This window comes from Yinghuangia soli, from assembly GCF_021502675.1.
GTDB classification, from domain to species: domain Bacteria; phylum Actinomycetota; class Actinomycetes; order Streptomycetales; family Streptomycetaceae; genus Yinghuangia; species Yinghuangia soli.
Genome location: NZ_JAKFHA010000066.1, coordinates 10440 through 20936 on the forward strand (window position 1 = coordinate 10440; position 10497 = coordinate 20936).

A 10497-nucleotide genomic window follows, 5' to 3' on the forward strand; every position below is an offset into this window, starting at 1 on the left:
CCCACCCCCCCCCCCCCCCCCCGCCCCGGGGGGGGGGGGGGGCCGGGCCCCCCCCCCCCCCCCCCCCCCGGCTTCCGCGCATCCGCTAGTGGATCTCCAGGATCTTCTCGCGCACCGCGTACACCACGGCCTCCATCCGGGAGTGCAGCTGCAGCTTCTCCAGGATGTTGCGCACGTGGTTCTTCACGGTGTTCTCGCTGATGAACAGGATCTTGGCGATGTCCCGGTTGTTCTTGCCGGTGGCGACCAGGCGCAGGACCTCGATCTCGCGCTCGGTCAGCCGCGGCGCGGGCACCAGGCGGCGCTCGTCGTCGCGCTGGATCATCGACTTGAACTCGGTCAGCAGCTTGGCCGCCATCGACGGGCTGATCTGCGACTGGCCGTCGGCGACCGCGCGGATGGCGGTGGCCACCTCGTCGGTCGATATCTCCTTGAGCAGGTAGCCGGTCGCGCCCGCCTTGATGGCCTCGTACAGGTCGGCCTCGTCGTCGCTCATCGTCAGCATGATGATGCGGGCGCTCGGCGCGACCTCCTTGATCGCCGTGCACGCCTCGATGCCGCCGCGGCGCGGCATGCGCACGTCCAGCAGCACGATGTCCGGCAGCAGATCCTGGGCGGCCTCGACGGCCTCCGCGCCGTCGCCCGCCTCGCCGACCACCTCGATGTCCGGCTCCGCGGCGAGGACGATCTCCAGCCCGCGCCGGAACAGCGCATGGTCGTCCACCACCAGGACCCGGATCGGCTCGTCCCGCGGGTCCGGCGCCCCGGACTGCGCGGGGACCTGGCGTCCTCCCACCGTGACTGCCCCCTCGGTAGGCCCGGTGCCGGTGATGCCTCGGTCAGGGCCCATCGGCACGCTCCGTATCCGAACCAGCATCGCATGTCATCGGCACGACGTACTGCCCCCTCGCGTCGTTTGCCCGGATCACTACCCAAAACAGCTGCGAAAAGAGTTGCGGAACCGCCCCCGCCGCGGGCACAAGCGGGCCCGCCGCCTCGATCCGATCGAGGCGGCGGGCCGTGCCGAGCGCGTCAGCGCGCGACCACAGGGGTCACGGCGTCACGCTTCGTCCATCTCCATGGCCACGTCCGAGCCCTCCGGGCTCAGGTGGATCACGCCGTAGTTGTAGCCACGGCGGCGGTACACGACGCTCGGGAGCGCGGAGTCCTTGTCGACGAACAGGTAGAAGTCGTGCCCCACGAGCTCCATCTCGTAGAGCGCCTGGTCCAGGGTCATCGGCGGACCCTGGTGGACCTTCTCCCGGACGACCAGCGGGCCGTCCCCGTCGACCTGGATGGAGCCCTCCATGCGCTTGGCGGGCATCATGTCGAGCTCGTCCAGGGCTTCCAGCTCCTCGGCAGTGGCCACGGTGGCCCCGCCGATGCGGTCGCGCCCGTTGATTTCTGCGGTTGCCGCTCCCACGGACATGGGGGCGTGGTGCCCCCGGTGGACGCGACGCCGGTCGGCTGCCTTGCGCAACTGTGCCTCCAGCTTTGACATCGCGAGGTCGAGCGCGGCGTACGGGTCCGTGGCAGCAGCCTCGGCCCGGACCACCGGCCCCTTGCTCCGCAGCGTGATCTCCACGCGGTCCGAACGGTCCGCGAGCCGGGGGTTGCGTTCCTTGGACACCTCAAGGTCGACGCTGATCACCTTGTCGTCGAGCTTGCGGATCTTGTCCAGCTTCTCGACGCTGTGTTTGCGGAACCGCTCGGGCACCTCGGTCTTGCGGCCCTTGACGACAATGTCCACGCAGAACTCCATCCATTGCGCCATGCCGGTGGGGCTGTCCGCCCGTCCGGCCGAGCTGGTCGTCCACCTCGTACGCGACCGCCGCTGGATCCCGGGTCCGGTCGCCCGGACCCGTCCTGGAGCGCCGGGGAGTCGCGGCCACCACAGCCGCTCCGCTCACCCTTCCGCCCGCCGCCGCGACCGCACGGGCCGCCTCGGCGAGACTCGCTCCGGTGGTCACGAGATCGTCGACGATCACCACACTAATGCCCCTAAATAGGGGTGCCAACCTGCAGGAAACACGGAGTGCTCCGGTGACGTTCACCGCGCGTTCCCGGGCCGGTAGTCCCGCTTGGTCGGCAACCGGACGGGTATGCCGCAAGGCCGGTGCGACGGCCGCCCGGATCCCCTGCGCACGCAGCACGGATGCGGCCTGCCGGGCCAGCGCACGTGTCGTGTCCCGGCCCCGGGCCCGTACCGCGCGGCGGCCGGACGGCACCGGCACGAGGAGGGGTCCCCGGCCCCGGTCCGCGCCGGCGGCCGGCAGGGCCGCCCGCACCGCAGCGGCGAGGGCGGCCCCGAGCGGGCCGGTGGCCGCGTGGGCGCCGTACTCCTTGTGGGCGATCAGGACCGCCCGTACCGGACCTTCGTACGGCGCCGCCGCGAACACCGCCGGCAGCCCGGCAGGCACCGGGTCCGGACGCACCTCCCGCGGCTGCTGCCGCAGGTGTGCCCGGCATGCGGGGCATACGGCGGTGCCGGGACCGCCGCAGCCCGCACAGCGGGCGGGCAGCACGAGATCGGCCCACGTGGTGGCGAGTCGGCGCAGCGGGTGGCCCCGCGGTCGCCGCTCGGTGTGGTCGTCGTGCCGCATGCTCCAACGGTGCGGCACGCGAGGCCGGCTATCCGGCTTTTCCGCGATTCGCCACTCCGGGGCAATTCCATCGGGTATACGGCCCCGCCTCGATGCCGCGGGCGCTCCGGCGCACCGCGGCGCGGCACCCGGGTGAGCGCGGGTCGGCGCGGGTCGGCCCGGATCAGCCCGGATCAGCCCGGATAGACCGGGTGCGTGGCGTCGTCGACCACCCGGGTCCAGTTGGCGCCGGGCTCCAGGCGGTAGACCCAGCCGTCGCTGGAGTCCGCGAGGAGAGCCTGCTCCGTCCCGTTCGGGGCGGCGATGTTGCCGATGCCGGACAGTGCGGCGATCAACCTGACGTTGGAGCCGTCCACGTCGACGTACTTGGGCTGCAGCTGCGCGGACTGCTCGATGGCCAGCACCACCAGCCGCGACGAGCCGTTCCAGGAGAGCGAGTTGACCTGCTGGAGGTCGGTCATCACGCGGCGCGGCGCACTGATGGTCACCACGGGGTTGTTGGTGGCCCGGTCGAGTCCGCGGTCGATGCGGCCGACGACCACGCGGCTGGCCCCGTCTTCGCGCCCGTCTTCGCCCTTGTCCCGCACGACCATCACGGCGCGCGTGCCGTCCGGCGAGACGCGCAGCTGCTCGATGCGGCCGTCGTCCAGGCCCTCGACCGTCACGGGGATCCGCGCCGAGCGGTCCACCCACAGCACCGTGGTCTTGACCTCGCCAGGCCTGGTGTTGTCGCGGTCGAGCACCCACAGCCCCCCGCGGCCGTCCCAGGTCAGGCTGTGGAACGTGTGCCCTTCGGCCGCCTCGGCCCAGACCTTGGGGGCGTCCGCGGTGTCCAGCTCGGTGACGTACAGCTTGCGTTCCTGCTGGTCCAGGGCGGCGATCTGGCGGTTCCTGCGAGCCACGGCGAGCTGCGAGAGGCTCATCGAGCCGTCGCCGAACGGACCGGCCAGCGGCTGGCCGTCCTGCCCCGTGCTGAGCAGCCGGTTGGCGACCCGCTTGGTGCGGCCCTTGAGGAAGTAGCCGATCGGCGGGTCCACCGGGTGCGCGGGATCGTACTTGTCGACCATGTGCTGGTTGACCTGGCACAGCGCGGCCCGGTGGGTGGTCAGTTCGACCGCGTCGACCTTGACGACCTGCCGCAGCGTGTACAGCATCTGCGCGGCCATCTCGTTGCACCGCTGGCTGCCCGCCGCAACCCCGGCCTCGGCGCTCAGCTGCAGCGTCGCCTGGCCGTTGTCGTCGACCGAGATGCTGCGCCCGGACAGCCGCGTGCCGGCCGGGAAGCGCGTCTCCACCGCCGGGGCCAGCCACGGCGTGGGGCCGCCGAGCAGCCGGTCGACCAGGGTCACCGTAAGTGCGTCGCGGCTGCGCAAATAGATCGGGTCGGGCACCAGCATCAGGTCGGCGGCCGAGGCCGCGAACCAGTACATCGAGACCGGCTTGTAGATGCGCCGGAAGTCCGCGTGCGACAGCACCAGGCCGTTCGGGAGGCGGTTGATGCGCCACTGGCCGTTGGCGTCCTTGACCAGGTCGAACGGCGCTTCGAGCGGGGTCGGCCGGCCCTTCGCGATGTCGGCGGCCGGCTCGTACGAATTCTTCGCGTCGACGGTGGCCACGAGGTCGCCGCCCACGATCACCTGGGTGGTGGTCGCGTTCGGCGAGGCGGTCCCGTCGACCACCGGGAGCCGCGTGGTCGGGGTGCCCTCGACGATCGTGATGCCGCTCCTGAAGTCCCAGCGGCCCGCGGCTTCCGCGGTCAGGTACTTGAAGGCGGTCTGGTAGCCGGACTCGTCGCTGGTGATCGCCTCCAGGAAGCCCTCGACCAGGCTGGTCGGCGTCTCGTCGGGCTGCGGCGGCTCGCCGAACACGCGGACCTGCTGGTCGTCGGCGACGCTCTTGCCCTCCTCGCGCTCGACGTCCTGCACCTTGCCGCTGCTGGGCATCGAGGCGCACGCGGTACCGAGCAGGAGCAGCGCGGCGGCTGCGGCCGCGGCACGCAGGGCGCGGACGGGGCGGCCCGCGGAGCGGATGCGCATCAGCGGCCACCGCCTTCCTTGGTCTGGTACGTCTTGTAGCCCCCGGGCAGGCTGCTCGGGCCGTTCTGTCCGCCCGGCCCGCCCGGGCCGCTCTGGCCGCCCGTATGGCCGGCTGCCGGGGTGCCTGAGGCGGGCGCCCCCGCGTCGGGGCTGCGGTCCGGTGCTGTGCCGGGCTCGGCGGTCCGCCCGGTGCGGCGGTACGGCGTGCCGGCCAGGTCGAGCCCGCGATTGGCCCGCGAGTCGGGCGGCTCCAGCGGCAGCGGCGAGCGCACCAGGTCGGCCCCGGCCACCCGCGGCAGCGCGAGCCGGAACTGCGAGCCCCCGCCCGGTTCGCCCCAGGCCTGCAGCCAGCCGCCGTGCAGGTGGGCGTCCTCCAGCGCGATGGACAGGCCGAGGCCGGTGCCGCCGGTGGTGCGCGCCCGGGCCGGGTCGGCACGCCAGAAGCGGTTGAAGACCAGCGAGGACTCGCCGGGCTTCAGGCCGACGCCGTAGTCCCGCACGGTCACCGCGACCGCCCCGTCGTCGACGCCGACGGTGACCACGACATCGCGGCCCTCGCCGTGCTCGACCGCGTTGACGACCAGGTTGCGCAGCACCCGGTCGATCCGCCGGGGGTCGACCTCGGCGACGCACGGCCGGCCGGGTTCGGCGACCACGATGCGGCCGCCACGGCGCTCCGCGATCGGCTCGGCAGCGTCCACCACGCGCCCGACCAGATCGCGCAGGTCGACCGACTCGGCGTCCAGCACCGCGGCCCCCGCATCGAAGCGGCTGATCTCCAGCAGGTCGGACAGCAGCGCCTCGAACCGGTCCAGCTGGGTCTGCAGCAGCTCGGCGGACCGCGACACGGCCGGGTCGAAGCCCTCGCGGGCCTCGTGCAGCACGTCGGCGGCCATCCGCACGGTGGTCAGCGGGGTGCGCAGCTCGTGCGAGACGTCCGAGACGAAGCGCCGCTGCATGCGCGACAGGTCTTCCAGCTGGCGGATCTTGTTCTGCAGGTTGGAGGCCATCTTGTTGAACGACGAGCCCAGCCGCGCGAGGTCGTCCTCGCCGGTCAGGCGCATGCGCTCCTCGAGGCGCCCGGCCGCGAGCCGCTCGGCGATCCGCGCGGCCATCCGCACCGGCGTGACCACCTGCCGGGTGACCAGCGCGGCGATCGCGACCAGCAGCAGCACGAGGAAGACGCCGGCGGTGGCGAGCGTGCCGCGCACCAGGCTGAGCGTCTCCTCCTCGGGGGTGAACGGGAAGAAGTAGTAGAGCTGGTACTTCGCGCCCTGCGGGTCGGTCAGCTGGGCGCCGACCACCACGCCGGGCGTGCTGGTCAGGGTGCCGCGGTTCTCCGCGGACTCCCGGACGATCTTGGTGAACTGGTACGCCGCCCCGGACCGGTTCGCGATCTCCTTGCGCAGTTCGTCGGGCACGCTCCGGTCGGCGAGCACGTTGCCGGACGACCGCGGCCCCCAGCGCGACGCCCCCGACGGGTTGGTCTCGGGGCTGAGCACGGCCACGTCGTACTGCCCGGTGCCGCCGCTGGAGAGCCCGTCGACCAGGGTGGTCAGCCAGTCCTTCGCATCGAACCCGCGCTCGACGGGAGCGCCCGTCCCGGTGTTCTGCACGGGTAGGCCGACCCCGTCGGTGGCCTGCGCGGCGGCGTTCGCCCGGGCCACCTGGAAACCGCCCTGCGCCTGCGCGGTGGCACTGGCCACCTTGGCGTCCAGCAGGCCGCCCTGGACCTGCCCGACCACCACGATGCCGAGCAGCAGCATGACCGCGGCGGACAGCACCAGCGTGGTGGAGACGACCCGGAACTGGATCGACCGCCGCCATATGGTGATGCCGTGCCCGACCGCGGACCGGACGCGCCGCAGCGCGAGGGCCCACGTGGACCAGTTGCGCCGCCCCGGCGCCTGCTGCGGGCGGCTGCCGCCGGGCAGCCCGGACTGCATCGCCGCGCCCGGACCGCCGACCGGTCCCGGGCCCGGTCCGCCCGACACGCCCGGCGGGACAGAGGCTCCGGACCCGCCGTCCGCACCGCCCGGCGGGGCGAGCCCGGGCCCGCCGCCGGAAGCCGTGCCGGGCACCGAAGTGGCCCCGCCCGACCCCCGCGAGGGCGTGCGGAACCCACCGCGGGCGGTGTCGCGCGCGGATCTTCGGTACGCGCCGAACCGGTCCGGGAGCCGTCCCGAGGCCCCCTGGCCCGGTTCGGGACGGCGGTCGTTCACCACGTCAGGCGGGGCCGGCCTTGTAGCCGACGCCGCGTACGGTCACCACGATCTCGGGACGCTCGGGGTCCCGCTCGATCTTCGACCGCAGCCGCTGCACGTGCACGTTGACCAGGCGCGTGTCGGCGGCGTGCCGGTAGCCCCAGACCTGCTCCAGCAGGACTTCGCGGGTGAAGACCTGCCAGGGCTTGCGGGCCAGGGCGACCAGCAGATCGAACTCGAGCGGGGTGAGGGCGATGTTGCGCCCGTCCCGCTTGACCGAGTGCCCGGCCACGTCGATGACGAGGTCGCCGATGACCAACTGCTCGGGGGTCGGCTCCTCGGCCCGGCGCAGCCGTGCGCGCACCCGCGCCACGAGCTCCTTGGGCTTGAACGGCTTGATCACGTAGTCGTCCGCGCCGGACTCCAGGCCGACGACCACGTCGACCGTGTCGCTCTTCGCGGTGAGCATGACGATGGGCACGCCTGACTCGGCGCGAATCTGCCGGCATACGTCGATGCCGTCCCGGCCTGGCAGCATCAGGTCGAGCAGCACCAGGTCCGGTTTCACCTCCCGGAACATCTGGAGAGCTTTGTCGCCGTCCGCCACGAACGACGGCTCGAACCCTTCGCCGCGCAGCACGATGCCAAGCATCTCGGACAGCGCGGTGTCGTCGTCGACGATGAGGACACGTCCCTTCATAGACATCATCGTCGCATTACCGGATCGTGACCTGCACTCATCCGAGCAATCGCGATCGCACTTACCGGGGACAAAACGCCCGATTCTGTGACAATCGCGGTGATCAGCGCGGGCGGCGTCACATCAAAAGCCGGGTTGTACGCGGTGCTGCCGGGCGGCGTGAGCGGCGTTCCGGCCATTTCGGTGACCTCGCCGCCGTCCCGCTGCTCGACGACGATCGCTGCGCCGTCCGGGGTATCGCGGTCCACGGTGCTCATCGGGGCCACCACGACGAACGGCACCCCATGATGGCGGGCCAGCACCGCCAGCGGGTACGTACCGACCTTGTTGGCGGTCGCCCCGTCCGCGGCGATCCGGTCCGCGCCGACGACGACAAGGTCCACCTCGCCCGCTGCGAAGAGCGATCCGGCGGCGTTGTCGGACAGCACCGTGTACGGCATGCCGGTGCGGGCCGCCTCGTACGCGGTCAGCCGGGCGCCCTGCAGCAGCGGCCGCGTCTCGTCCACCCACAGCCGCCCGAGCCGCCCGGCCCGGTGCAGCTCGCGCACCACGGCCAGCGCGGTGCCCTCTCCGCCGGACACCAGCGCGCCCGTGTTGCAGTGCGTCAGCACCTGCAGCGGCCGCTCGGCGGGCAGCCCGGCCGCGAAGCGCGCCCCGTGCCCGGCCATCGCGGCACTCGCCGCCGCGTCCTCCTCGTGGATCACGCGCGCCTCGCGCAGCGCGGCCTCCGCCGAACCGCCCGCGGCCTGCCAGGCGGCCAGCGCCCGCCGCGCGCCCCAGGCCAGATTGACCGCGGTCGGCCGGGCCCGCGCGATGTCGTCGGCGGCCGCTTTCACGTCCTCGCCGCGGGCCGCCGCCAACGCGACGCCGTACGCCCCGACGATGCCCAGCACCGGAGCACCGCGGACCACGAGCCGGCGCACCGCGTCGACCACGGTGGCCACATCGCTGCACACCAGCCGCACCTCCTCGGCGGGCAGCCGGGTCTGGTCCAGCAGCACGACCGCGGGGCCGTGCCCGTACGCGGTCGGGACGTCGTCGAGCCAGTACGCGGGGCGAGGCGACCAGGCCTCGGCGGCAGGTGCGGGGGCGGTGTCCATGCCATGAGTGTGCCCGCAGCAGGGCCGCCGGGACCCGGCCCCGCGTCCTTCCGGTTGGCCTGGGTACGGCATATACCGACAACCCGTACGCCACCGCAGGGCCGGACGGGAGCCGATCATCAAGCGCGGGCAAAAACATGCCACGATTGACCGCCACCCCACAGGAAAGAGGAGCGACTTCGATGACGGACTCTCCGGGCAGGGCCGCACCGGATGCACCGGGGCCCGACGACCCGCGTCGGTCCCCGCAGTCGCCCGCCGAGGACGCTCCCGCGCCGGACGTCCAGGGCACTACGCCGGACAGCGCATCGGACAGCACAGCGGGCAACGCCCCGGACAGTGCCGCGGAGAGTGCGCCCAGCGAGGCGACGGACGCCGCACCGGACACCGCGCCCAGCGCGACGGGAGACGCGACGGGCGACCCGGCCGACGCCGATGCGGCAGCCGAGGGTGACGCCGCCCCGGCACCCGACGCGTCCGGCGGTGCCAAGGAGGGTGCAGCCCCCGCGCAGCCGGCCGCGCCCGACGCCCCCACCGCACCCGAGTCCCCGGCCACTCCTGCCGCACCCGCCGACGCCCCCGCGGCGCCCGGCTGGTCCGCCCAGCAGCCCCCCGCCGCGCCCGGCGGCTGGGGCGCGCCCGGCGGCCCGGTGCCGCCCAACGCCCCCGGCTGGTCCCCGCAGCAGCCCCCGGCCGGCCCGCCGCCGGGCTGGGGAGCCCCGGGCGGCCCGCCGCCGCAGCAGACCCCGATGCACGGCTGGGGCGCCCCCGGCGGACCCGGCTGGGGCGCTCCCCCGCAGGGCGGTCCCGGCTGGGGTCCGCCGCGCGGCTGGCAGGGCCCGTACCTCCCGGCCGCCAAGCCCGGCATCATCCCGCTGCGCCCGCTGGGCGTCGGCGAGTTGCTGGACGGCGCGGTCGCCGCGATGCGCCGGCACTGGAAGGTCATGATCGGCCTGTCGCTGGTGATCGCGGTCATCACGCAGGCGATCACCGTCCCGCTCCAGTGGGCGATGCTGAACGGCGTCGACACCTCGGTGCTGGAAGAGGACGACCCGGACCCCGACGAACTCCTCGACGTGCTCGGCCCGGTCGTCGGCTTCACCGCGATCGACGGCGTCGTGCTGATGCTCGGCCAGCTGATCATCACCGGCCTGCTGACCCTCGTGGTCAGCCGCGCGGTGCTCGGCAAGTCCCTGACCCTCGGTCAGGCCTGGTCCGGCGCCCGCCCGCTGCTGCTCCGGCTGCTCGGCGTCTCGCTCATGACGTTCCTGATCGTGCTCGGCCTGATCTTCGCCTGCATGCTGCCCGGCCTGCTGATCCTGACGGTGTCGGACGCCGGCGCCGCCCTCATGGTGCTCGGCGCCCTCGGCGGCATGGTCCTCGCGTTCTACGCCTTCATCCTGCTGCAACTGGCCGCGCCCGCCCTGATCCTGGAGAAGCAGACGGTACGCAAGGCGCTGCTGCGCTCCCGCAAGCTGGTGACCGGCAGCTGGTGGCGCGTCTGCGGCATCACGCTGCTCATCATGCTGCTCGTGCTGCTGATCGGCGGAGTCATCCAGGCCCCGTTCGCGGCCGTCACCGGCCTGTCGGAGTTCGGCGACATGGTGCCCGACTCGTTCACCGACTCGGTGATCCTGGGCGTCGGCAGCGTGCTGGCCGCCGCCGTGACCTACCCGCTGGCCGCCGGCGCGACCGCGCTGCTCTACATCGACCAGCGGATGCGCCGCGAGGCCCTCGACCTCGAACTCGGCCGCGCCGCGGGCCTCGTCCCCGACGACGCCACCCCGGCGGCCCCGTGACCGCTGCCCCCGGCACGGCGCTCGCGGCGGCGCTGCCCCGATGGCACGCCGCCGC

The 10497-nt window shown here is 73.5% G+C and carries 8 protein-coding genes; 1 reads left to right on the plus strand and 7 read right to left on the minus strand.

From position 1 onward, the window contains the following. Positions 1-85: 85 nt before the first annotated feature. The 7 genes from LZ495_RS42810 to mtnA form a co-directional block, all read right to left on the minus strand. A complete protein-coding gene (locus LZ495_RS42810) occupies positions 86-850 on the minus strand; it encodes a response regulator (RefSeq protein WP_235058685.1) in 765 nt (254 codons plus the stop codon). A gap of 210 nt (positions 851-1060) precedes the next feature. Further along, positions 1061-1750, minus strand: a complete 690-nt coding sequence (gene hpf / locus LZ495_RS42815) for a ribosome hibernation-promoting factor, HPF/YfiA family (protein WP_235058686.1) — start codon at positions 1748-1750, stop codon at positions 1061-1063. Beyond that, on the minus strand, positions 1632-2603 hold the full coding sequence (locus LZ495_RS42820; protein WP_235058687.1) for a ComF family protein: 972 nt from the start codon (positions 2601-2603) through the stop codon (positions 1632-1634). The genes hpf and LZ495_RS42820 overlap by 119 nt, the downstream gene beginning before the upstream one ends. A 173-nt stretch (positions 2604-2776) precedes the next feature. Continuing rightward, entirely contained in the window at positions 2777-4639 is a 1863-nt protein-coding gene (locus LZ495_RS42825; protein WP_235058688.1) for an LpqB family beta-propeller domain-containing protein, read from the minus strand. Further along, a complete protein-coding gene (gene mtrB, locus LZ495_RS42830) occupies positions 4639-6633 on the minus strand; it encodes an MtrAB system histidine kinase MtrB (RefSeq protein ID WP_308268940.1) in 1995 nt (664 codons plus the stop codon). Before mtrB ends, LZ495_RS42825 begins: the two co-directional genes overlap by 1 nt. Positions 6634-6865: 232 nt before the next feature. Then, a complete protein-coding gene (gene mtrA / locus LZ495_RS42835; RefSeq protein WP_235058689.1) occupies positions 6866-7552 on the minus strand; it encodes an MtrAB system response regulator MtrA in 687 nt (228 codons plus the stop codon). Next, entirely contained in the window at positions 7549-8643 is a 1095-nt protein-coding gene (gene mtnA / locus LZ495_RS42840; protein WP_235058690.1) for an S-methyl-5-thioribose-1-phosphate isomerase, read from the minus strand. Before mtnA ends, mtrA begins: the two co-directional genes overlap by 4 nt. A 182-nt stretch (positions 8644-8825) precedes the next feature. Here mtnA and LZ495_RS42845 point away from each other — a divergent pair, with 182 nt between their 5' ends. Next, the gene (locus LZ495_RS42845; protein ID WP_235058692.1) at positions 8826-10442 is read left to right on the plus strand and encodes a DUF7847 domain-containing protein; all 1617 of its coding nucleotides are present in this window, start codon (positions 8826-8828) and stop codon (positions 10440-10442) included. Positions 10443-10497 lie beyond the last annotated feature (55 nt).

Bases quoted from the DNA above. Each gene is read 5' to 3' on its own strand.
- LZ495_RS42810 (WP_235058685.1), bottom strand. From the start codon at position 850: ATGGGCCCTGACCGAGGCATCACCGGCACCGGGCCTACCGAGGGGGCA.
- LZ495_RS42820 (WP_235058687.1), bottom strand. From the start codon at position 2,603: ATGCGGCACGACGACCACACCGAGCGGCGACCGCGGGGCCACCCGCTG.
- LZ495_RS42825 (WP_235058688.1), bottom strand. From the start codon at position 4,639: ATGCGCATCCGCTCCGCGGGCCGCCCCGTCCGCGCCCTGCGTGCCGCG.
- mtrA (WP_235058689.1), bottom strand. From the start codon at position 7,552: ATGATGTCTATGAAGGGACGTGTCCTCATCGTCGACGACGACACCGCG.
- mtnA (WP_235058690.1), bottom strand. From the start codon at position 8,643: ATGGACACCGCCCCCGCACCTGCCGCCGAGGCCTGGTCGCCTCGCCCC.
- LZ495_RS42845 (WP_235058692.1), top strand. From the start codon at position 8,826: ATGACGGACTCTCCGGGCAGGGCCGCACCGGATGCACCGGGGCCCGAC.